The 21,173-nt window shown below is 70.1% G+C and carries 25 protein-coding genes; 11 read left to right on the forward strand and 14 right to left on the reverse strand.

Annotated features, from left to right (window positions below; all coding sequences use genetic code 11):
• Positions 1 to 143 precede the first annotated feature (143 nt).
• A complete protein-coding gene (locus ABT294_RS23790) occupies positions 144 to 1,241 on the forward strand; it encodes a branched-chain amino acid aminotransferase (protein ID WP_350808429.1) in 1,098 nt (365 codons plus the stop codon).
• 21 nt (positions 1,242 to 1,262) lie between these two features.
• Here the strand turns inward: ABT294_RS23790 and ABT294_RS23795 are convergent, their stop codons facing one another.
• Together ABT294_RS23795 and ligD are read right to left on the reverse strand one after the other, a co-directional pair.
• The gene (locus tag ABT294_RS23795; RefSeq protein WP_350808430.1) at positions 1,263 to 1,907 is read right to left on the reverse strand and encodes an O-methyltransferase; all 645 of its coding nucleotides are present in this window, start codon (positions 1,905 to 1,907) and stop codon (positions 1,263 to 1,265) included.
• A 37-nt stretch (positions 1,908 to 1,944) separates the two neighbouring features.
• Positions 1,945 to 2,934 carry a non-homologous end-joining DNA ligase gene (ligD, locus tag ABT294_RS23800; protein ID WP_350808431.1) on the reverse strand — a complete coding sequence of 330 codons (990 nt, stop codon included), beginning with the start codon at positions 2,932 to 2,934 and terminating at the stop codon, positions 1,945 to 1,947.
• Between the two features lie 115 nt (positions 2,935 to 3,049).
• Between ligD and ABT294_RS23805 the strand changes: the two genes are divergently transcribed.
• Together ABT294_RS23805 and cimA are read left to right on the forward strand one after the other, a co-directional pair.
• The gene (locus ABT294_RS23805; RefSeq protein ID WP_350808432.1) at positions 3,050 to 3,694 is read left to right on the forward strand and encodes a DsbA family protein; all 645 of its coding nucleotides are present in this window, start codon (positions 3,050 to 3,052) and stop codon (positions 3,692 to 3,694) included.
• 180 nt (positions 3,695 to 3,874) lie between these two features.
• Positions 3,875 to 5,452: a citramalate synthase gene (cimA, locus tag ABT294_RS23810; protein WP_350808433.1), complete on the forward strand. Its 1,578-nt coding sequence runs from the start codon at positions 3,875 to 3,877 to the stop codon at positions 5,450 to 5,452.
• A 10-nt stretch (positions 5,453 to 5,462) separates the two neighbouring features.
• On the opposite strand, the gene ABT294_RS23815 is transcribed toward cimA, so the two are convergent.
• Positions 5,463 to 7,097 (reverse strand): heparinase II/III family protein, encoded by a 1,635-nt coding sequence (locus tag ABT294_RS23815; RefSeq protein WP_350808434.1) that lies wholly within the window; start codon positions 7,095 to 7,097, stop codon positions 5,463 to 5,465.
• 108 nt (positions 7,098 to 7,205) lie between these two features.
• Between ABT294_RS23815 and ABT294_RS23820 the strand changes: the two genes are divergently transcribed.
• On the forward strand, positions 7,206 to 7,802 hold the full coding sequence (locus tag ABT294_RS23820; protein ID WP_350808435.1) for an HD domain-containing protein: 597 nt from the start codon (positions 7,206 to 7,208) through the stop codon (positions 7,800 to 7,802).
• Here the strand turns inward: ABT294_RS23820 and ABT294_RS23825 are convergent.
• Genes ABT294_RS23825 through ABT294_RS23845 form a run of 5 tightly spaced genes read right to left on the reverse strand, consistent with a single transcriptional unit; the run spans position 7,799 to position 10,113 of the window.
• Positions 7,799 to 8,374 carry an alkaline shock response membrane anchor protein AmaP gene (locus tag ABT294_RS23825; protein ID WP_350808436.1) on the reverse strand — a complete coding sequence of 192 codons (576 nt, stop codon included), beginning with the start codon at positions 8,372 to 8,374 and terminating at the stop codon, positions 7,799 to 7,801. The two genes, ABT294_RS23820 and ABT294_RS23825, sit on opposite strands and share 4 nt — an antisense overlap.
• Positions 8,371 to 8,943 carry a DUF6286 domain-containing protein gene (locus tag ABT294_RS23830; protein WP_350808437.1) on the reverse strand — a complete coding sequence of 191 codons (573 nt, stop codon included), beginning with the start codon at positions 8,941 to 8,943 and terminating at the stop codon, positions 8,371 to 8,373. The genes ABT294_RS23825 and ABT294_RS23830 overlap by 4 nt, the downstream gene beginning before the upstream one ends.
• Complete coding sequence (locus ABT294_RS23835) at positions 8,940 to 9,335, reverse strand: Asp23/Gls24 family envelope stress response protein (protein WP_350808438.1); 396 nt, start codon at positions 9,333 to 9,335, stop codon at positions 8,940 to 8,942. The genes ABT294_RS23830 and ABT294_RS23835 overlap by 4 nt, the downstream gene beginning before the upstream one ends.
• Positions 9,332 to 9,625 carry an Asp23/Gls24 family envelope stress response protein gene (locus ABT294_RS23840; protein ID WP_350808439.1) on the reverse strand — a complete coding sequence of 98 codons (294 nt, stop codon included), beginning with the start codon at positions 9,623 to 9,625 and terminating at the stop codon, positions 9,332 to 9,334. Before ABT294_RS23840 ends, ABT294_RS23835 begins: the two co-directional genes overlap by 4 nt.
• Positions 9,622 to 10,113 carry an Asp23/Gls24 family envelope stress response protein gene (locus ABT294_RS23845; protein ID WP_350808440.1) on the reverse strand — a complete coding sequence of 164 codons (492 nt, stop codon included), beginning with the start codon at positions 10,111 to 10,113 and terminating at the stop codon, positions 9,622 to 9,624. Before ABT294_RS23845 ends, ABT294_RS23840 begins: the two co-directional genes overlap by 4 nt.
• A gap of 203 nt (positions 10,114 to 10,316) precedes the next feature.
• Between ABT294_RS23845 and ABT294_RS23850 the strand changes: the two genes are divergently transcribed.
• Positions 10,317 to 11,093 (forward strand): fumarylacetoacetate hydrolase family protein, encoded by a 777-nt coding sequence (locus ABT294_RS23850; protein ID WP_350808441.1) that lies wholly within the window; start codon positions 10,317 to 10,319, stop codon positions 11,091 to 11,093.
• 34 nt (positions 11,094 to 11,127) lie between these two features.
• Positions 11,128 to 12,459, forward strand: coding sequence for a glutamate--tRNA ligase (gene gltX, locus ABT294_RS23855; protein WP_502912113.1), 1,332 nt, complete (start codon positions 11,128 to 11,130; stop codon positions 12,457 to 12,459).
• On the opposite strand, the gene ABT294_RS23860 is transcribed toward gltX, so the two are convergent.
• The 3 genes from ABT294_RS23860 to ABT294_RS23870 form a co-directional block, all read right to left on the reverse strand.
• Positions 12,353 to 12,787, reverse strand: a complete 435-nt coding sequence (locus ABT294_RS23860; protein ID WP_350808443.1) for an MATE family efflux transporter — start codon at positions 12,785 to 12,787, stop codon at positions 12,353 to 12,355. The genes gltX and ABT294_RS23860 overlap by 107 nt on opposite strands.
• A gap of 334 nt (positions 12,788 to 13,121) precedes the next feature.
• On the reverse strand, positions 13,122 to 13,616 hold the full coding sequence (locus tag ABT294_RS23865) for an NUDIX domain-containing protein (RefSeq protein WP_350808444.1): 495 nt from the start codon (positions 13,614 to 13,616) through the stop codon (positions 13,122 to 13,124).
• The gene (locus ABT294_RS23870) at positions 13,613 to 14,350 is read right to left on the reverse strand and encodes a helix-turn-helix domain-containing protein (RefSeq protein WP_350808445.1); all 738 of its coding nucleotides are present in this window, start codon (positions 14,348 to 14,350) and stop codon (positions 13,613 to 13,615) included. Before ABT294_RS23870 ends, ABT294_RS23865 begins: the two co-directional genes overlap by 4 nt.
• Before the next feature lie 334 nt (positions 14,351 to 14,684).
• On the opposite strand from ABT294_RS23870, the gene ABT294_RS23875 reads away from it, so the two are divergent.
• The 5 genes from ABT294_RS23875 (at position 14,685) to ABT294_RS23895 (ending at position 18,866) form a co-directional block, all read left to right on the forward strand.
• Complete coding sequence (locus tag ABT294_RS23875) at positions 14,685 to 14,987, forward strand: hypothetical protein (protein ID WP_350808446.1); 303 nt, start codon at positions 14,685 to 14,687, stop codon at positions 14,985 to 14,987.
• Entirely contained in the window at positions 14,984 to 15,895 is a 912-nt protein-coding gene (locus ABT294_RS23880) for a radical SAM/SPASM domain-containing protein (RefSeq protein ID WP_350808447.1), read from the forward strand. The genes ABT294_RS23875 and ABT294_RS23880 overlap by 4 nt, the downstream gene beginning before the upstream one ends.
• 7 nt (positions 15,896 to 15,902) lie before the next feature.
• Positions 15,903 to 17,072 carry an rRNA adenine N-6-methyltransferase family protein gene (locus tag ABT294_RS23885; RefSeq protein ID WP_350808448.1) on the forward strand — a complete coding sequence of 390 codons (1,170 nt, stop codon included), beginning with the start codon at positions 15,903 to 15,905 and terminating at the stop codon, positions 17,070 to 17,072.
• Between the two features lie 225 nt (positions 17,073 to 17,297).
• Positions 17,298 to 17,999 carry an alpha/beta hydrolase gene (locus ABT294_RS23890; RefSeq protein WP_350808449.1) on the forward strand — a complete coding sequence of 234 codons (702 nt, stop codon included), beginning with the start codon at positions 17,298 to 17,300 and terminating at the stop codon, positions 17,997 to 17,999.
• A 351-nt stretch (positions 18,000 to 18,350) separates the two neighbouring features.
• Positions 18,351 to 18,866 (forward strand): GNAT family N-acetyltransferase, encoded by a 516-nt coding sequence (locus tag ABT294_RS23895; RefSeq protein WP_350808450.1) that lies wholly within the window; start codon positions 18,351 to 18,353, stop codon positions 18,864 to 18,866.
• Between the two features lie 220 nt (positions 18,867 to 19,086).
• Here the strand turns inward: ABT294_RS23895 and ABT294_RS23900 are convergent, their stop codons facing one another.
• The 3 genes from ABT294_RS23900 to ABT294_RS23910 all read right to left on the reverse strand — a co-directional run bounded on the left by ABT294_RS23900 (position 19,087) and on the right by ABT294_RS23910 (position 21,084).
• Entirely contained in the window at positions 19,087 to 19,626 is a 540-nt protein-coding gene (locus ABT294_RS23900) for a hypothetical protein (RefSeq protein ID WP_350808451.1), read from the reverse strand.
• 198 nt (positions 19,627 to 19,824) lie between these two features.
• Positions 19,825 to 20,262, reverse strand: a complete 438-nt coding sequence (locus tag ABT294_RS23905) for a GNAT family N-acetyltransferase (RefSeq protein WP_350808452.1) — start codon at positions 20,260 to 20,262, stop codon at positions 19,825 to 19,827.
• Between the two features lie 333 nt (positions 20,263 to 20,595).
• Positions 20,596 to 21,084 carry a MarR family winged helix-turn-helix transcriptional regulator gene (locus tag ABT294_RS23910; protein ID WP_350808453.1) on the reverse strand — a complete coding sequence of 163 codons (489 nt, stop codon included), beginning with the start codon at positions 21,082 to 21,084 and terminating at the stop codon, positions 20,596 to 20,598.
• Positions 21,085 to 21,173 lie beyond the last annotated feature (89 nt).

The following is a 21,173-nucleotide window of genomic DNA, read 5'->3' on the forward strand; positions in this document are numbered from 1 at the left end:
GGTGACGGACTGCCAGGCGCTTTTTGGTGTCCGCACGATCACAACCCCCCACCCACCCCTTGCCATTCCAAATAGCGAGACAATAGGAAGTACGTACTGCCCCGCGCAGTGCTGTCGAGATCGCAGAGAGAAGGACGTTCGTCATGACCATCGCTCAGAAGCTCAGCTTCGACGTGCAGCTATCCGACCACGCGCGTACCGCGGCCGAGCGGGAGCAGGTACTGGCGAGTCCCGGATTCGGGCAGGTCTTCACCGATCACATGGTCTCCATCGACTACACCGAGGGCGAGGGGTGGCACGACGCGCGGCTCCAGCCGTACGGGCCGCTCCTGCTCGACCCCGCCACCGCGGTCTTCCACTACGCGCAGGAGCTGTTCGAGGGGCTCAAGGCGTACCGGCAGGGCAACGGCTCGATCGTGACGTTCCGCCCGTACGCCAACGCGGCCCGCTTCAACCAGTCGGCCGTCCGGATGGCCATGCCGGAGCTGCCGGAGGAGACGTTCGTCGAGTCGCTGGAAGTGCTCGTCCAGACCGACCGCGACTGGGTGCCCACCGCCGAGGGGCACAGCCTGTACCTGCGGCCGTTCATCATCGCGACCCAGGTCGGGCTGGGGGTCAACTACCCGTCGCGGAAGTACCGGTACATGGTGATCGCCTCACCGGCGGCCTCGTACTTCGCCGGCGGCGTGAAGCCCGTCTCGGTGTGGCTGTCGACCGAGTACACCCGCGCCGCGCCCGGCGGCACCGGCTTCGCCAAGTGCGGCGGCAACTACGCGGCGGCCTTCGTCGCGCAGCGGCAGGCCGTCGAGCAGGGCTGCGACCAGGTGGTCTGGCTCGACGCGCACGAGCACAAGTACGTCGAGGAGATGGGCGGGATGAACCTGTTCTTCGTCCTCGGCGGCAAACTCGTCACGCCCGCGCTGACCGGCACCCTGCTGCCGGGCATCACCCGCGACTCCATCCTGTCCATGGCCGCCGACCTCGGCCTGGAGGCCGAGGAGCGCCTCATCTCCACCGACGAGTGGCAGGCGGCGAGCGAGTCGGGCGAGCTGACCGAGGTGTTCGCGTGCGGCACGGCCGCGGTGGTGACCCCGGTCGGCTCGGTCAAGGGCGCCGACCGCGCCTGGACCATCGCCGACGGCGCCCCCGGCCCGGTGACCATGCGGATCCGCGAGGAGCTGGTCGGCATCCAGTACGGCACCCGGGAGGACAAGCACGGCTGGGTCCACAAGGTCAGCTGACCCGGGCCGCGCGGGTGGCGGCTAGTTCTTGCGGACGAGCGTGAGCCCGTCGGCGACAGGCAGCACGACGACCGTCACCCGCGGGTCCTCGGCCACCAGATCGTTGAACTCGCGCATCACGACGGTGGCCGGCCCGTTGTCGGCCGGGTCGGCGACACGGCCCTTCCAGAGGGTGTTGTCGACCATGAGCAGCCCCCCGGGCCGCAGCCGGTCCACCAGCAGCTCGTAGTAGGCCGGGTAGTTGGGCTTGTCGGCGTCGAGGAAGGCCAGGTCGACGCGCTCGTGGAAGGCGGCGAGCGTGTCGCGCGCCGGGCCGATCGTGAGCGTGATCCGGTCGGCCACGCCCGCCGTCTCCCAGTAGCGGCGGGCGATCGACGTCCACTCCTCGCTCACGTCGAAGCAGTGCAGGGTGCCACCTGACAGCCCGCGGGCGATGCAGAGCGAGGAGTAGCCGGTGAACGTCCCGACCTCGACGGCGACGTCCGGCGCGACCAGCTGCGTGATCATGGTGAGCAGCCTGCCCTGATCCGCGGAGATCTGCATGCCGGCGCTGTCGCCGGTCGCCGCGACGGTCTCCTTCGCCAGGGCTTCGAGCAGCGGGTCAGGCTTCGTGGTGTGGTCGAGGATGTACTGGGCCACGTTGGGGTCGAGCAGGTTTCCCTTCATCCGATCATTGTCGTCCGCGCGAGGGGGCGACGCGAGCTCATCCCACGTCGCGCCGCTCGGCCCAGTCGACCTCCGACGGGACCCGGTCGGGGCGCAGCCCCCGCCAGGAGGGGTGGCGCAGCCGGTGGTCCTCGGTGATCTCCATGAACTGCACCTCGCCGACCAGGCGTGGCTCGACCCAGCGCGCGTCCCTCGCGAACTCGCGCGGCACGGGCACGGTGAACGGCGAGTCGGGACGTTCCAGCGGCGCCAGCCGTTCCCGCAGGTCGCGCAGCATCGCCTCGGTGAAGCCGGTGCCGACGTGCCCGACGTAGCCGAGCCGCCCGGCAGGGTCGTACGCGCCGAGCAGCAGGGACCCGATCAGGCCGGAGCGCCGCCCGGCTCCGGGCTTCCAGCCGCCGATCACCACCTCGGCCGTCCGGACGTTCTTCACCTTCGTCCACTCGGCGGACCGCCTGCCGGGCCGGTAGGGGGCCGACCGGAGCTTGCACACCACGCCTTCCAGCCCCAGCCGCACGCTGGCCTCCAGCGCCTCCTGCGCGTGGTCGTCGAACTCGACCGGGACCTCCCAGCGGTACCCCGGCATCACCAGGCTCTTCAGCAGCTCGCGCCGCTCCGTGTACGGCCTGCGCACCGACGGCGTGTCGTCCACGTGCAGGATGTCGAACACCAGGTACGTGACGGGCGTGGACCTGGCCAGCTCGGCCACCTGGGCGGGGTTGCGCTGGTGCATGCGCGGCTGGAGGGCCCCGAACGACGGCCTGCCCTGCTCGTCCCACGCCACGATCTCGCCGTCGAGCACCACGTCGTGCCCGCCGACCGCGCCCGCGATCGGGTACAGCTCGGGGTAGGCGGGCGTGATGTCCTTGCCGTTGCGGGACGTCAGCCGCAGCGCCCGCCCCTCGACGTAGGCCAGCGCCCTGACCCCGTCCCATTTCATCTCGGTGCACCACCTGTCCTCCTGGGCAGGCGGTGGCAGGCTTCCGAGCTGTGCCAGCATGGGCTGGTAGGCGGGCAGGTGCGCCATGAACCGGGGCATACCCCGGCGAAAGTCAGTTTTTGGCAAAGCTCGGTGAATACCCCGTCATGCCCGCTGTCCGGAGATTCGGATAGGGTCTGCGCGATCAACGAAGGGGCGGCGGATGACGAAGAGGCTGGCGGCCGTGGTGGCCGCCATCGCGGTGCTGGCCGTGGTCGTGGTGATGGCCTTCACACAGCCGGGCGAGTCGGCGCAGGGCGTACGGCTGACCCGGCAACCGGACGGGACGATGGTGCTGGCCGACATGGGCGGCAGCGCGCCCGTGCTCGACCTGTACGAGGACTTCGACTGCCCGGTCTGCAAGGAGCTGCACTCCAGGGTGAACGCCACCCTCGAGAAGCTGGCCCTGGAAGGCAAGGTCAAGCTGGTCTTCCACACCGTCACGATCTTCCAGGACGAGCCCATGCGGTCGAACTCCATCAGGGCCGCGGCGGCGGCCAGGTGCGTGCCCGAGGCCAACTGGCTGCGCTTCCGCGACGAGCTGTTCGCGATGCAGCCCGCCCCGCACGGCGTGGCCTCGGGTTTCACCGTGGCGGAACTGGTCGGCGCGGCCAGGAGGGCGGGGGCCTCGGTCGACGACTGCGTCACCTCGCAGTCGTACGCGAAGGCGCACCTCGAGGAGACGGCGAAGATCAGGATCGACGGCACGCCGACCGTCCTGCTCAACGGTCAGATGCTGGGTGAGCTGGCCTTCGACCCCGTCGCGCTGGAGCGTGCCATCACCGGCGGAGACGGCGTCACGGTCTGAGGGCGTCCCAGAGCATGAGATCGATGTGCCAAATGGTGAGTACGTATGGCAGACTCACAAGCACCATGTTCTACGGTCTGCTCATTATCGGCAGGCGCGCTGGCTGAAAAAGGGCAACGCCAGCGCGCAGACCTCTCACGTCCGTGAGGGGTCTTTTTGTTTCCAGGGAGACGAACAACCATGGCCGACGACCGCTTTCACGTCTATGACACGACGCTGCGTGACGGCGCACAGCAGGAGGGCCTGAACCTCACCGTCGCCGACAAGCTCGCCGTCGCGCGCCATCTGGACGGACTGGGCGTCGGCTTCATCGAAGGGGGCTGGCCCGGCGCCAACCCCAAGGACACCGAGTTTTTCAGGCGCGCTCAAACAGAGCTGCACCTGGAGCACGCGCAGCTAGCCGCGTTCGGCGCGACCCGCCGGGCCGGTGTGAAGGCAGCCGACGACCCCTTGGTAGCCGCACTGCGCGAATCCGGCGCGCCGGTCGTGACCCTTGTCGCCAAGAGTCACGACCGGCACGTGGAGCTGGCCCTCCGCACGACTCTCCAGGAGAACCTCGCGATGATCCGCGATACGGTCTCTCACCTCCGTGCGGAGGGACAGCGAGTCTTCCTCGACGCCGAGCACTTCTTCGACGGTTACAAGTCCAACCCAGCCTACGCGCTGGAGGTCCTGCGCACCGCCGCCGAGGCGGGCGCCGACGTCATCGCCCTGTGCGACACGAACGGCGGCATGCTCCCCGACGAACTCGGCGAGGTCGTGGCGCGGGCCGTCGAGACCAGCGCCAGGGTCGGCATCCACTGCCACGACGACACCGGCTGCGCCGTCGCCAACACGCTCGCCGCCGTCAAGGCGGGCGCCACGCACGTGCAGGGCTGCGCCAACGGGTACGGCGAGCGCTCCGGCAACGCCAACCTGTTCACCGTCGTCGCCAACCTCCAGCTCAAGCGCGGCTTCGACCTCGTGCCCCCCGCCGCCCTCGCCGACATGACCCGCATCGCCCACGCGATCACCGAGGTCACCAACGTCACCCCGAACTCGCACGCGCCCTACGTCGGCATGTCCGCGTTCGCGCACAAGGCCGGGCTGCACGCCAGCGCCATCAAGGTCGACCCGAACCTCTACCAGCACATCGACCCCGCCGCCGTGGGCAACGACATGCGGATGCTGGTCTCCGACATGGCGGGCCGCGCCTCCGTCGAGCTCAAGGGCCGCGAGCTGGGCTACGAGCTCACCCCCGAGTCCACCAAGACCCTCGTGGACCGGGTCAAGGAGCTCGAGTCCCAGGGGTTCACGTTCGAGGCCGCCGACGCCTCCTTCGAGCTGCTGCTGCGCGACACCGTCCACGGCGAGCGCAGGCGGCACTTCGAGGTCGAGTCCTGGCGGGTGATCGTCGAGCGCACCAAGGGCGGCGACCTCGTCAGCGAGGCCACGGTCAAGCTGCACGCCAAGGGCGAGCGGATCGTCGCCACCGGCGAGGGCAACGGCCCTGTCAACGCCCTCGACCGGGCCGTGCGGCTGGGCCTGGAGAAGCTCTACCCGGAGCTGGCCAAGCTGGAGCTGGTCGACTACAAGGTGCGCATCCTCGAAGGCACCCACGGCACGGGGGCGATCACCCGCGTGCTCATCACGTCCAGCGACGACACGGCCGAGTGGGCCACGGTCGGGGTCGGCCAGAACGTCATCGACGCGTCCTGGCAGGCGCTGGAGCAGGCGGTCACGTACGGCCTGCTGCGCGCGGGCCGCGAGACCACCTGACCCCGCACGGCTACAGCAGGCTGGTGGCGAAGGTCACGCCCTGGACCTCGATCTTCGAGCCCGAGCACGACACCTTCGGCGCGTCCGTCCCCGGCACGATCACGGTGAGCAGGGACTTGGCGGCCGGCGAGACCACCACGGTGGCGGGCTGCTTCGACAGGTAGGTCGGCGAGGCCCAGCCGAGCTTGCCGCCGCGCTCCACCTTCTGCCCGCCGACCGGCGAGCAGGAGGAGGTGAGCTGCACCAGCGTGACCTTGAACTTCCCGTCGCCGAGGACGACCCGGCCGCCCCGGTTGGAGACGACCTTGAGCGACGGGTCGAACCGCCACAGGTTGCTGATCTTCTTGCCGCCGGACGCGGTGTCGAGCACGGCCATCAGGTCCTGGCCGTGGTTGACCAGGACCGAGCGGGTGCGGGCGGCCCCGTACGCCTTGTCGGTGAGCTGGAAGGCCTGCTGGTCCTTGCCGTACCTGGTCCTGGTGAGCTTGCTGGCCGTGCGGGGGCGGAAGCGCCCGCCCACGACGATCGGGATGTTGTGCGCCTCGGGGGAGAGCGTCCAGTACCGGTAGGCGCTCTTCTCGTAGGAGTGGAACCCGGCGTCCACCAGGACGTCGCGGCCCTGGGCGTAGTAGGTGACGCCCAGGTGGTCCTCGTGGCCGTGGAACTTCATGCCCGGGCCGAACCTGATCGTGTAGTACGCGGAGTCGGGCTTGCCCCACTCGGTCCGGCCGTACACGTAGCCGGCCTTGTAGACCTTGACCTTCTCCTTCGGCGTGCCCGTCTCCATCTTGGGCTCGGTCTCGGCGCTGCCGTCGCCGATCGGCGCCATGTAGCCGCTGGGCTCGGTGGAGTGGGCGACGAAGTCCTTCAGCGCGTCGGCGCGCTTGACGATCTCGCCGGGCACCTTGCGGTCGCACGCCTTCATGTTGGCCATCGCCACCTCGAGCCTGCCGTGGACGTAGACGGCGTAGCGCGGCGCCTGCTCCATGAGCGCGCCCTGCGAGTCGACGTCGAGCTTGACCGTGCCGGTCAGCCGCCGGGACGCGAGGTCGGCCCAGTCCTTGCGGCCGTAGCGGCAGCCGATGCCCATGAGCGCGATGTCCTGGTCCATCCCGTGGTTGTGGCCCTTCTTGTAGAGCCTCGGGTCGGACAGCAGCTTGGCGTGCTCGGCCAGGCTCTGCTTCAGCCAGTCGTCCTTGACGTGCATGCTCAGGCAGACGAGCGCCTGCGAGCGGAGCGAGACCGGGTGGTCCTTCCACACGTACGGCTTGGTGCCCTTGGCGCCGCGCCTGTTGTGGGTGACCCAGTCCTTGGCGATCTCCTTGGCCCGGTCGAGGTAGCGCTCCTCGCCGCTGTTCTCGTAGGCCACGACGAGCGTCCCCATCCAGCGCAGCGACTGGAAGACGAACTCCCAGGAGCGGTTGTGGTACGGGCTCGCCCCCCAGTTGATCTTCTTGCCGATCTTGTATCCGGGCAGGCCGACGAGGGAGATCTCGCCGCGCATCACGTCGTCGGCGGTCGGTGTCCCGGGGATCCAGTCGCCCTGGCACTGCGCGGTGCGCTTCACCGACGTGTCGGCATGCGCTGGGCTCACCATCCCGCCTAAGGCGAGTGTGAGAGCAAGGGGGATCGCGACGCGGCGCACGCCAGTTCCTTCCGGACCAAAAGATGGGGGCGGAACATGCTGTACGAATCGCGATCAACTGGTCAAGTTGCGTTCCAGATCGTTAGCATTCCACGACATGCTTGAGGCATGAAGCTCGACGACCTCGTCATTCCCGACACCCCGGCGTGCCGCGGCGCGCTGGAGGTGGCCGGCCGCTACCACTCGCCCTCGCTGCTCAACCACTCCGTGCGGGCCTACCTGTGGGCGGCGGCCTACGCCGCGACGCACGACATCACCTTCGACGCGGAGCTGCTGTACGTGTCGGCGATGCTGCACGACCTCGGCCTGACCGCGGAGTTCGACAGCCACACGGTGCCGTTCGAGGAGGCGGGCGGGCACGTCGCGTGGGCCTTCTGCGCGGGCGCGGGCTGGTCCGCCGAGCGGCGGGTCAGGGCCGCCGAGGTGATCGTCCGCCACATGTGGGACGAGGTGCGGCTGGAGGACGACCCGGAGGGCCACCTGCTGGAGCTCTCGACCGGCATGGACATCTCCGGCCGCCGCACCGAGGAGATCCCCACGCCGCTGCGTGAGGAGGTCCTGGAACGCCACCCCCGGCTGGACATCGCCAAGGAGTTCACGGCCTGCGTCACCGAGCAGGGCACGCGCAAGCCGTCGAGCCTGGCCGGCCAGTTCGTCCGCGCGGGCTTCGTCGAGCGCGTCGCCGCCAACCCGCTCGACCGCTAACGCAGCACCCGGTGGGGGGAGGCCTGCGGTGGCTCCAGGGTGACGCGGGCCACCGTCGGCACCCGGTCGGTCTCCAGGGCGCTGCGCATGCGCGGCAGCGTCACCCCGGCCAGGTGGTCGGTGAGCGTGCGCATCGGCGCCTGCTCGTCCGTGACCAGGCGCAGCCGCACCTCCGGGCGCCGGTCCGTGCCCGCCAGGTCGGCGCCGGCGCGCAGCACGGCGGGGCTGGACGCCAGGTCGGCGGCGACCGCGTGCGCGACGCCGCCGGCCGAGACGTCCGTGACGCCTCCGGGGCCGCTCTCCAGCCGCAGCGCGCGAGGCGCCTGCCCGAGCCCCTGGACGATCAGCCAGCGCAGGCCGAGCAGCGCCACGACGATCGACACCAGGGCGACGGCCCACCAGATCCACGGGGAGGCGGCGGCGAAGAACGGCCCGGTGCCACCGCCGTACACGACCGGCGTGCCCGGCGGCGCGATCGCCGCCCTGATCAGCGCCAGCACGCCCAGGATGGTGAGCACCAGCCCGACCAGGGCCAGGCCCAGCCTGTTGCCGCGTCCCGTCCTGCGGTTCACCTGCGCTCCTTCAGCTTGACCTGCACCTGGTACGGCTCGACCGGGCTCAGCGCCGCCATCCTGGTCAGGACCGCGTCGCGCACGGCCGCCTCGAAGTGCTGCTCGTCCCAGCCGGACGTGGTCGCCGTGACGGCGACGGCGTGGCCGCGGATCCTGGCCGTGGCGGAGTGGACGCCGGGCACCTCCTCGGCGGCGTGGGCCAGCGCCCTGGTGAAGCTCCTGGGCCGCATCCCGATGATCAGATCGGCGTCGCCGGTGCGCGCCGGGACCATCCGCGGGCGTCCGGGCACCACCGCGAGCGCCAGCAGCGCGAGGCCGACGAGGGTCACGAGGGCGGCGATCGCCAGGAAGGCCGGTGACTGCCACGGCGTCGTGGTGGCCCAGGCGAGCATCCGGTCGTACGGGATCCACCGCAGCGGGTGACCGGCCAGCGCCGAGATCGTCTCGGCGGCCACGGCCAGCCCTAGCAGCGTGAGCAGCACGGCCACGACGACGGCCGGGATCGTCCGCTGCGGGCGGAAGGCGCGCACCGCCGCCCGGTCGGCGGCCCGGTTCACGGGCGCGATCATGCCGTCACCCGCAGGTCGGTCACGGCCACGTCCACGCGCTGGACCCGCAGCCCCGTCAGCTCGCCGACTCGCGCGGCCACGTGCTGCCTGATCCGCCCCGCGGTCGAGCGCAGCGGCGCCGGGTAGGCGACGACCACGTCCAGGGCGATCGTCACGTGGTCGTCGCGTACCTCGGCGCCGGGCGAGCGCGTCCACGGCAGGCCGTCGCGCTCGCCCACGTCGAGCACCTCGGGCAGCTCTCTCGCGACGCACCGGGCGATCTTCGCGGCGACCCTGTCGCTCACCTCGGTGCGTCCCCGTCGCTCCTCGGGAAGGCGCGCGGGAGCGGGACGCTGCTCCGGCACCTGCGGCCGGGTCGCGGCCCGCGGGTCGGCGGCGGACGGGGTGGTCATCGGGACTCCTCCACCACGTCGTGGATCCGCACGTTCACCCGGCGGTCCCCGGTCAGGTCCGCCACCGCCTGGCGCAGCCGATCCGCCGTATCGGGGAGCGGTTCGGCTTCGGGGAGCGGTTCGGTGAGGCGGGCCACGATGGCGATGGCCACCTCGTCGTCGGTCACGGAGACGCCCGTGATCCGCTCGCCGGGCAGATACGTGGCCACCACCCCGAAGGGGCCGCCTGACAGCCCCGCCACTCCGGGGCAGGAGCGGGCGCGGTCGGCGATCGTCCGGGCGTCCGTCATCGGACCCTCGACTCCTGCTCCTGCTCCGGCTCCTCCTTCTTGCGCTCCTTCTTCCTGGGCTCTTCCTGGTCGGGCAGGTTGACGTCGTCCACCCTGATGTTGACCTCGGTGACCTCCAGGCCGCACATGCGCTCGATCGCGTTGATGACGTTCCTGCGCACGGCCGCGGCCAGCTCGGGGATGGCGATGCCGTACTCGACCACCAGGTCGAGGTCCACGGCCGCCTGCCGCTCGCCTACTTCCACCGACACGCCCTGCGTGACGCTGGCCTCGGCGCCGACCATGCCGCGCATGGTGCCGAGCGCCCTGGCCGCGCCGCCGCCCATGGCGTGCACGCCGGACACCTCGCGCGCGGCGAGCCCGGCGATCTTCGCCACGACGACGTCGTCGATGCTGGTGGTGCCCTTGTCGGTGACGAGCGCGCTGCCGGGACCGCCCCCCTGCTTCGGGACGGTCGAAGTCTGATTCTTGAGTATCGTGTCCGCCACGATCCGTCACCCCCAGCGTTCGTCGTTTGCCCTCATCTAACGAAATATCCACCTGACCAGGGATAATGTCCGACAAAACAGACTTTAGGGGTGATTTTGGGGCGTTCTGACTTGCGTGTTACTCAGGTGTCGCAGTAACGGCCTCCCGGTGACCAGGGTGTGCGATGGGCCGAATCCAGTGGCGGCGGCGATAGCCTTGTCGGGTGCGTATAGCGAGGTACTCCACAGGCGAAGGCGTGTCGTTCGGCGTGGTCGAGGGCGGCCCGGGCGAGGAGTTCGTCTCCGGTGTGTCCGGTCACCCGTTCGGCGACGTGCAGCTCACCGGGGAGCGGCTGCCGCTGTCACAAGTGAAGCTGCTCGCGCCGATGCTGCCGAGCAAGGTCGTCGCCATCGGCCGGAACTACGCCGAGCACGCCCGCGAGCTGGGCAACCAGGTGCCCGAAGAGCCGCTCCTGTTCATGAAGCCGTCCACCTCCGTGATCGGCCACGGCGAGGCGATCGCGTACCCGACGGCGCTGTCGCACCGCGTCGACTTCGAGGGCGAGCTGGCCGTCGTGATCGGCAGGCTCTGCCGCGACGTGCCCGTCGAGCGGGTCAAGGACGTCATCTTCGGCTACACCTGCGCCAACGACGTCACCGCTCGCGACCTGCAGAAGAAGGACGTCCAGTTCACCCGGGCGAAGGGCTTCGACACCTTCTGCCCGCTCGGCCCGTGGATCCGCACCGACCTCGACCCCAGCGACCTGGCGCTGACCACCACGGTCAACGGCGAGGTGCGGCAGAGCGGGCGCACCAACCAGCTCATCCACGACATCCCCGCACTGGTCGCCTACGTCAGCGCGGTCATGACGCTGATCCCCGGCGACGTGATCCTGACCGGCACCCCGGCCGGCGTCGGCCCGCTCGAGGTCGGCGACGAGGTCAGCGTCGGCATCGAAGGTATCGGCACTCTCACGAACAAGGTGGTCTCCCGTGACTGATCTACGGGTGCGCTTCGCCCCGTCTCCCACCGGCATGTTCCACGTCGGCGGCGCCCGCACCGCGCTGTTCAACTGGGCGCTGGCCGAGCAGTCCGGCGGCAGGTTCGTGCTGCGCATCGAGGACACCGACGCCACCAGGAACCGTCCCGAGTGGACCGAGGGCATCATCTCGGCACTCGACTGGATCGGCATCAACGGCACGAACCCGGCCTTCGAGGGCCCGTACTTCCAGTCGGCGTACGAGCCGCAGCACCGCGAGGCCGTGGCCAAGCTGCTCGCCGACGGCAAGGCGTACTACTGCGACTGCACCCGTGAGCAGCTCGTCGCCCGCACCGGCTCCGAGCACAAGGGCTACGACGGCCACTGCCGCGAGCGCGGCCTGACCGAGGGCGCGGTCCGCTTCCGCACCCCCGACGAGGGCGTCACCGTGGTCGACGACCTCGTCCGTGGTCGCGTGGAGTTCCCGAACGAGGCCCAGGAGGACTTCGTCATCGCCCGCACCGACGGCTCCCCGCTGTACGTGCTGGCCAACGCCGTCGACGACATCACGCAGAACATCACGCACGTGGTACGCGGCGAGGAGCACCTGGGCAACGCGGCCAAGCAGGAGCTGCTGTGGCCCGCGCTGGGCGCGAGCGCGCCGGTCTGGGCGCACCTGCCGGTGATCGTCAACGAGCAGCGCAAGAAGCTGTCGAAGCGCCGCGACAAGGTGGCGCTCGAGGACTACCGCGCCGAGGGCTACCTGGCCGAGGCCACGGTCAACTACCTCATGCTGCTCGGCTGGGGTCCCGGCGACGACCGCGAGATCATGCCGTGGTCGGACATGGTCCCGCTGTTCAAGCTGGAGGACGTCAACGCGTCCAGCGCCTTCTTCGACGAGAAGAAGCTGCGCGCCTTCAACGGCGAGTACATCCGCGCCCTGCCGGTCGAGACGTTCGAGGAGCGCTGCGCGACCTACCTCGACGCCGACTGGGACCGCGAGCTGTTCAGCAAGGTCGCCCCCCTGGCCCAGACCCGCATCTCGGTGCTGTCGGAGATCAGGAACAACGTCGACTTCCTCTTCCTGGATGAGCCGGTGTTCGACCAGGCGTCCTGGGACAAGGCGATGAAGACCGCCGCAGAGGAGATCCTCGCCGGCTACCTGGAGCGCCTCCCCGCGCTCAGCTGGGACCCTGAGTCGCTCAAGGAGGCGCTAGAGGAGGTCGGCGCCGCCCACGGGCTCAAGCTCGGCAAGGCCCAGGCGCCGGTCCGCGTCGCGGTCACCGGCCGCACTGTCGGCCTGCCGCTGTTCGAGTCGATCGAGGTGCTCGGACGGGAGCGGACCGAAGAGCGGATCCGGACCGCGCTAGCGCGCCTGCGAGGCTGACCGAGGCCCCGGCGGCCATCGACAGCCACACGCCTTCGATCCCGAGCCACGAGCTCAGCAGGTACGCGAGGGGCAGCTGCACGGCGAAACCCGCCAGCGTGGCGGCGAGCAGGCGGCCGCCCCTCCCGCTCGCCTGGAGCACGCCGCCGACGGCGATCAGGCCGCCGAAGGGCGCCAGGTAGAGCGTCATCCAGCGCAGGAAGCTCACGGCCGCCGAGCCGCTGGTGAACATCCCGGCGACGGGCACCGCCACCGCGTTCAGCGCCAGGGCCACCGCCACGCCCGCGCCCAGGCCCAGCCAGAGCGGCGAGCCGGCGGGCTCCGCCACCGCCTCGAAACCCTGGCGTAACCGGGGAGCGCGGGGCTCGCGAGGATCAACGGCATGGTCCTCGCGACAGGCGCGCTTCGCGCGTCCCGGCTCGGGCTGTGCTGTGCGGGGGCAAGCCCCCGCACCCCCGGCAGGTGGCCTGCCGGCCCCCCGCACCCCCCGGCCCTGGGGCGCCGGGCGGATGACCCGGCCGCCGCAGCGGCCGATTGGCGGATCGCCACGCTGACTGGTCGCCATCCCCGGAGAGTAGGAACACGGCTTAGTTGCAGGTCGCCACCGTGGGAGGTGCGGTCGCTCTCAGCCATCCGTGTCTCATCGTGGGGGCGCGTGGGCTTCAATCGAGATAGGGCTCCGCCCCGTCTTCGAGACCCCGGCCGATTCGCAGACGTATCGCTGGATGGATGTCGTACCGCGCGAGATCGTCGGGCGCGACCCAGCGAACCTCCTGTGCCTCTGCGGGATCAGGTGCCATCGAGCCGCCCACCACGCGGGCTCGAAGGCAGATGTTGATGGGCTGCCGCACCTCGTCCACCTTGTCGCCGTGCATGTAGGCGATCACATGCTCAGGGGTGGAGAAGATACCGACCAGGCCGGTCACCTGTACGACGAGGCCGGTCTCCTCCTCGCACTCGCGAACCCCAGCCCCCGCGACGGTTTCGCCCATTTTCACCCCGCCCGTGGGGATGGTCCACAGGTCATTGTCGGTACGTCGCAGCAGCAGTACCCGGCCGACGTCATCTCGAACGAACACACTGGCCGACGCCTTGCGGCTGGTCGGCTTCGGCGCTGCTGGGTCCTGCCAGAAGTCGACGCGTCGGCTCTTCTTCACGTCGATCCCCGATCCCACGGCCGCGCGGAGGCCCAGACCCGCTCGAACGACTCCAGGTATGTGTTGAACCATGCCCCATCGAGTCTGCGCAGATGCAGCGTCGGCGTATATGCGGCGAGGATCCCGTACACGTGGACGTTGACCAGCATCTCGTCGTCGAACCTGTAGATCGAGTTGTACAGCGGGGTGTCGTGCAGTCGGATCTGCACGTTCGGCGGCATGCGCTGCCCGTAGTAGGCGAGCACTGCGGCCACCCGGCCGGCCACGCCGCCTCCAATCTGGTGCTCGGTGTCTCGCGATGCCAACTGCGCCCCCTCCGGATCACCGAGCAGGAGACGCACACGCACCCCCGCCTCCGCCTTGGCGGCCAGTGTCGGAATCCAGTCGGGATGCTCCTCCGTGAGGAAGAGGCCCGCGAACGCCAGAAGATCCACGTTCCGCTCGGCCCCGCGCAGGGTCTCGGTCCAGAGATGGCGCGGAACGTCGTTCCGGCGCGGGTAGCTGCCCACCAGTTCCGCGCCTACGAGAGATGCCTTGTTGATGGCGTCGGGCCACAGATATGACTCGTCCTCCTCAAGGATGGCCGACACCCTGTAGCGGGTCTTCGGGTAGGGCACTGATGTGCCATGCAGCCACCGTTCGACGCTCTTCACGCTGACCTGTGCCGCGTCCGCCAATTGCTGGGTATCCAACCCTGCGCGGAGCATGGTTCGGCGGAGTCGTTCGTTCACCATGGCGATCAATCCCGTCTCAGGACATCCCTGCCCACCTAGTTGACCGCAAGGTGTCGGCAGATGTCTAGGGGTGGTGCAGCGCTGTCCGGCCCCACGACCACATCCTGCTGCCATGGAAAGCGTCGGCGACTGGCTGGCCTGCCTGCGGCTGGCGCGGGGGCCGATCGAACACCGGCCGGGCCGTTCGTCTATCGCCGACTGGTGCTGGCCGGAGTACGCAGGCTCCGGCTTTCGATCTCCCGGTGCGCGATCCGGGCGCGCACCGGGCCTCAAACGGGTACGACGGCCCACCTCTGTTCCTGCCGTCGCACCCCATACGAATGGATGGTCCGGCATGAAATGGGAGCGCTTCAAGCGGCAGGGCGAGCGGCTTCGCGTCACCGAGACCAGCTGTTGCGGCGAGTACGAGTGGGCCTGCCAGGGCGGACTGTTCCTCGTGCTCCGCCACGGCGAGCGCGGTTATGAAGAGGCCGGACGCGGCACCTACCGGCAGGCGCGAGGCGTGTGGGACGACCTCGTCCTCGCCCACCGCCACAGAAACGCCCAAGTCGCCCCAGCGATCAAGCGGCGCGGCTCAAGAGGCGGATCGCGGTCCCTGCCGCAGATCTCTCACCCCAAGGAGGAACGGACATCGTGACCACCATCCCCCAGCCAGCCCTCGACCTCCTCTGCCTGGAGATCACCGGCAGGTGCCAGCTCGCCTGCGCACACTGCTACGCCGACTCCGGCCCCACCGGTACGGACGGCAGCATGACCGTCGCCGACTGGACCGACGTCATCGACCAGGCCGCCGATCTCGGCGTCCGGCTGGTGCAGTTCATCGGTGGCGAGCCCCTGCTCTACCGGGCGCTGCCCACGCTGATCGGCCACGCGCTCGCCTCGGGTCTCCAGGCGGAGGTGTACTCCAACCTCGTACACGTTTCAGACGCCATGTGGCAGGTGCTCGCCCAACCGGGCGTGCGCCTTGCCACGTCCTTCTACAGCGACGATCCGATCCAGCACACGCGGATCACCGGCCGCGACACGCTGCCACGCACCCAGGCCAACATCGGCAAGGCCGTACGGCGAGGCATCCCGTTGCGTGTCGGGCTCGTCGATCTCGGGGACGGCCAGCGGGTCGAGCAGGCCAGGTCCCTGCTCACCGACCTCGGTGTCACCAACCTGGGTGTGGACCGGATGCGCCTTCTGGGCCGCCCAGCGCTCCGGGCAGGCGAGGCCTCCGAACTGTGCGGGCGCTGCGGCGACGGCGTCGCCGCCATCCTGCCGGACGGCACCGTGACGCCATGCCCTCTTGGCCGGTGGCTGTCCGCCGGCGACGTCCGGCACGTCCCGCTCCGTTCCCTGTTGGGCCAGGTGCGGCAGATCACCGCGCGCGACATCAGGCCCGTGCTCGACGCACACCGACCATGTGAGCCGAGCTGCAATCCCGGCTGCGATCCGGGCATGCATGACCCGGACTCCTGTAGCCCGAAGGGCAGGTGCGATCCGAACCAGCCCCCCGCCCCCGCCTGCAAGCCGAGTGTCTCCTGCAAACCGAAGGGGTGATGTCACGGTGCCCAACCGCACCCGCCGAGGACGCGTCCAGGCGCTGGCTGACTATCTGATCAGCGCCGGAGTGCTCGACCCCGCCGAACAGGACGGCCGCGCCTGGCTCGAAGCGCTGCATCAGGTGCCGCGCGATCTGTTCGTGCCTCGCCGGGCCTGGGCCGACCCGCAGGACAACCGCCCCATGCACGCCATCGACCGCGATGTCGACCCGGGCACCTGGTGGGACGCCGTCTACAGCAACAGCGCGATCGTCACCCAGCGCGGAGACGGCAGCGCGGACGTCACAGACACCAACGCGAGCCCCACCTCGTCGCTGTCCTCCCCGCACGTGGCCGCCGAGTTCCTGCGCCTGCTCGAGCTGAGGCCGCACCACCACGTCCTGGAGATCGGCACCGGCACCGGCTGGACCGCCGCCATGCTCGCCTGGCGGCTCGGCGCCGACCAGGTGACCACGATCGAAGTGGACGCCGTCGTGGCCGAGGCTGCCGCAGGCAATCTCAAGGTAGCCGGGTTCTCACCGTTCACGCTCGTGGGTGATGGCGCTCTCGGAGCCCTCGACCGGGCGCCGTACGACCGGGTGCACGTCACCTGCGGTGTGCGCGACATCCCGTACGCGTGGGTCGAACAGACTCGGCCTGGCGGCGTGATCGTCATGCCGTACATGCCGCCATCCGGCCACTGGGGCGAGCAACTGCGCCTGGACGTGCTCGACGACGGAACCGCGGTCGGCCGGTTTCACGAGGGCGCGAGCTTCATGATGATGCGGTCGCAACGGCGGCCCGCCTGGCCGCCGTACTCCGAGCAGCGCGCCATGAGCGCGATCCGGCTGGACCCGCGCGCCCCCCACCAGGCGCTCCCTCACGGATTCGGGCTCTTCCTCGCCGCTCAGGCTCCGCACGTGGCCGTCACCACTGCGGGCTGGGAGGAGCAGGACGACGGATGGGCGTGGGTCATGCGGCTACGCGACCTCGAAGGCGACGGCTGGGCGCTGGCCACGGCACACCCCGGCGAAACCGGCACGGAGGTCATCCAAGGAGGCAGATCACGGTTGTGGGACGACTTCGAGGAGACCTACACGAGGTGGCTACGAGACGGTTGCCCTGACCGCGAGCAATTCACCGCCAGGGTCAGCGCCGACGGCCAGTCCATCCGGCTGGGGCGCTTCAAGGAGTGAGTCCAACTCGTCCAGCGGCCTCGATACCTGCCGCCGGCGACCACACCCGCTCACCGCGTACGCGTACACGCAGGGGGCATGCATCGAACGCCTCACTGATCAGCACAGCTCATGGACCGCCTCGACCAGACCCGCGTTCCGGAGGTGGTTCGGCCGGCACCTCGGCGTGGGGGCTCGCGTAGCGGCCGGTCTGGGATTGTCGGACGGCTCCGCTAGGTTGCCGTCATGGCGGAATACGTACTGGTAGCAGGCGCGTGGCTCGGATCGTGGGCGTGGGACGAGGTGGTGCCGGAGCTGCGTGCGGCCGGCCACGGCGCCCATCCGTTGACGCTGTCGGGCCTCGCTGACAAGCAGGGTGTGCCGGCCAGGCTGCAGACCCACGTGCAGGACATCGTCGACGAGGTCGAACGGCACGATCTGCGCGACGTCGTCCTGGTCGGGCACAGCTACTCGGGTATCCCGGTCGGGCAGGCCGCCGAGCGGATCGGCGACCGGCTGGCTCGGGTGGTCTTCGTCGACTCCAACGTGCCGGCCGACGGCGAGTCGTTCGTGTCCAGCTGGTCTGACGACGGCCGGGCGATGGTGGAGTCCTCGATCGCCGAGCACGAGGGCTTCTGGGCGCCGCTGACCGCGGCCGACTACGAAGGTCAGGGGCTCACCGACGGGCAGATCGCCCGGATCGTGGGCGGCTCGACGCCGCACCCGGGCGCCACGCTCACCGAGCCCGCCGTGCTGGCACGCCCGCTCGGCGAGCTTCCGGCGACGTACGTCAAGTGCCTGCTCGACGGCGACGAGCCGAACGGCGACGTGGCCAAGCTACTGACCAGCGAGCACTGGCGGCTGGTGGAGATGGACACCGGTCACTGGCCGATGTTCTCTCAGCCGCGCGAGCTGGCGCGGATCCTGCTCGCCGCCGCGGCGGCGTGAGCGTTCGCGCTGACGCGTGCGCACCTCCACGCCTTAGGCCGTAACAGTCGTCCTCGAACACGGCATCACGCACCCCACCGCACCAAGGACGTGATCACGCCAGGGCAGCGACGATTGTGTAGGGTTCACCGGACAACTCGTGCCGTTGTGGCGGTTACCCGGACCAGTGCCATGTTCCGATTGGGAGGCAGGGCGGGAGCCCGCCGCCTGACGGCGCGAGAGACGCCTGATCGCTATGTGACGAGGGAGGTTGATGAATATGGCTGCCAGCAGCCTTCTTCAGCATGCCCTTGTCCGGTCCGCGCGACCTTAGCGCGCGGTCCGGGTCGTACGAACGACCAGGAGTCTCACATGTCTTCTTTCTTCTCGGTGACCGACACCGACCTGACCACCGACCGCCTGATCCTGCGGTCGTGGACCCCCGCCGAGGTCAGCGCCGTCCTGGACGGCGCCCGGCCGGCGCACTGGGCCGAGGACTTCCCCGCCGAGGGTGACCAGGTCATCGCCGGCCTGTTCGCCGAGCACCCCGCGTGGCTGGGCGAGTACGGCCACCGTCAGATCATCGAGCGCGACACCGGCCTGGTGGTCGGCTCGATCGGCCTGTTCTGGCCGCCCAGCGACGGCACCCTGGAGATCGGGTACGGCGTCGTGGCCTCCCGGCGGGGCCGCGGCTACGCCCCCGAGGCGACGCGTGCCCTGACCGAGTTCGCCCTCACCGCGCCAGGCGTCCACACGGTCCACGCCAACGTGGAACTGTCGAACCCTGCCTCGGTCAGCGTGCTGGAAAAGGCCGGCTTCCTGCGCTCGCGCAGCGACGCTGAGCAGAACACAGCTCTGTACCTCGCCGTGGCGCCGGCCCAGCGGTAACCACCGTGGGATCGGCGGCGGCACGCCGCTGCCGATCCCACACCGACCCAGCCGGTCGCCGCACGCGTCCGCTTGTGTCGAACACAGGTGATCGGGATCTCGAAGATCCCGTCTACGGGTGGAGCAGTACTGGCAGACCCGGTGGCGCCCTGCGAGCTGGTTCCCGACGACTCGCCGCACGTCGTGCCGAAGACGCCGGCCGAGCTCGCGCGACGGGCCGCTACCGGAGGCAGGTCTGTGCGGTCAGGACCAGGGTCACACCGACGACCATGTTCTTCGACGCGAGGAAGACGTAGATCGCCTTGGGGTTGCCCGGCACGGCGGCGATGGGGGTGCCGTACAGCCGGCTCTGCTTCAGGTTGGGGTAGGCGGCCTTCAACTGCGCGGGGGTGGAGCCCCTGCCGATGCCCTGGGGCGTCTTGACGTTGCTGGGCGCGGAGATGGTGACCACGCCCTGCGTCTTGGAGATGAACACCCCCGCCCGGTCGCCGTCGTACTTCTGCTCCTTCAGGTCCCAGGCCGAGCACGTGGTGCGGGCGTTGATGGTCTTGCGGACGATCTTCCCGGTCGCCTTGGCCTGCGCGAGGGGCATCCCGAGTTTCAGGGGGCCGTACCCGAACGGCCCGATCGTCATCTGCTGGGCCGCGGAGGCGGTGGGGGCGGCGTTCGCCGCCGGGGCGACGCCGGCCAGCGCGAGCCCTCCAGCCAGCGCGGTCACCAGTGCCGACCGGCCGATTCGCAGGGTAATCGTGTGCTTCATAGTGCTACCTCCATGATCGAGAGTTCCACACCATAGTTCGGGTGCAGGTCCGCTCGTGGAGGATTCAGACCGACGCGTACGGCCGAGCCCCGGTGCCGGCCCTTCCGTGTGCTCTCCCAGGTGCCTCCGGTCGGTCGAAGAGCTCAGCAGGTGACCGGGCGCTCACCGCTCCCGGAGACGGACCGGTGCCCGCTCCGCCTATCCGGCCGGGACGAACCGGTAGACCGTCGACTCCCGCCGTCGGAAGCCCACACGCTCGTAGAGCCGGTTCGCGGCCTCCCTGGACGGCCGCGACGTCAGGTCCACGGTGCGGGCTCCGGCCCGCCCGGCCAGCTCGACCGCCTTGTCCAGCAGCGCCGCCGCCACGCCCTGCCCGCGCGCGACCTCGTCCACCACGACGTCCTCGACGCGCGCGCGGAGCCCGGAGGGCAGCGGGAAGGCCACCAGGGTCAGGCTCCCCACGATCTGACCGTGCAGGCGGGCTACCAGGACGGTCGTCGTGTCGCAGGCCACCAGCCGCGCCAGGGCTTCACGATCAACCGTCGCCGCGGTCGCCGACAGCTGTGGCAGCAGCCGGCCGAACGCGGCCACCGCCTCGTCGCTCGCCTCGCGCAGGATCTCGATCTCGACGGTCACGAGCCCGACCTTACTCGCAGGAGATCGGCCAGGAACGCGTCTGGAGACCGCGTCAAGTAGCCACCCGTCATGCGAGGGCACGTCGCCTGCGAGCGCCGACCGCCGCTCGTAGGTGCGGCCGGCGCAGTCCGAGGATCGCGCCAGCCGGTTCGGTGCAGTCCGGTTGCGCTTGTGAGTCGCAGGTCCCTGGGGGAGGGAGGCACGCACGGCGGTGCCGCGGCCTCCCGGGCGTCGGCTCGTCGTGCGCCACGGGTGGCTGCGCGGGATCGGCGGCGTCTGGCCCGGTGGTCTGTGGCCGTGGGCTGGGCGGCTCGACGGACAGGGTGAGGTGGGTCAGGAGCCGGGTGGGGGTTCGGCGAGAGTGTCGTCGATGGCGGTGCTCAGCTGGTCGAGTACCGCTTCGAACTGCTCGAGCAGCTCCGGCGGGTACTGGGACAGGATCGCGTTCTGGCGCTCGTTCGCGGGCCTGAAGAAGTCGTCGGCGAGCTCCCTGACGCGCGCGCTGCTGCGCAGGGTGACGATCCGCCGGTCGGTGTGCTCGCGGCTGCGGGTGATGTACCCGGCCTGTTCGAGGCGGTTCAGCAGTGCGGTCATGGCGCCCGAGGACAGTGAGATGCGCCTGCTGAGGAGGGCGGGCGACAGCGGGGCGCCCCTCGCTTCGGACGAAGCGATCTCCAGGAGGGCGAAGGCGTCGGTGGAGTGCACGCCCAGCAGGGCCGCGAAGCGGCGGCCCAGCTCGGTGAAGCTCGCGCCGTAGGCCCTGAGTCCTTCCGCCAGCCGTACACGCTGCGCCGCGACGCCGCCGGCCATCGGTTTCTCCATCTGGGCCCTCCGGTTCCCTTCTCGTGCCGGCGAATCCCGCCAGCGGCACGCTTTGACAACCTATCGTCCCAAATATACCTTCACCATGG

It is taken from the genome of Nonomuraea sp. NPDC000554 (assembly GCF_040300065.1).
Taxonomy (GTDB): Bacteria; Actinomycetota; Actinomycetes; order Streptosporangiales; family Streptosporangiaceae; genus Nonomuraea.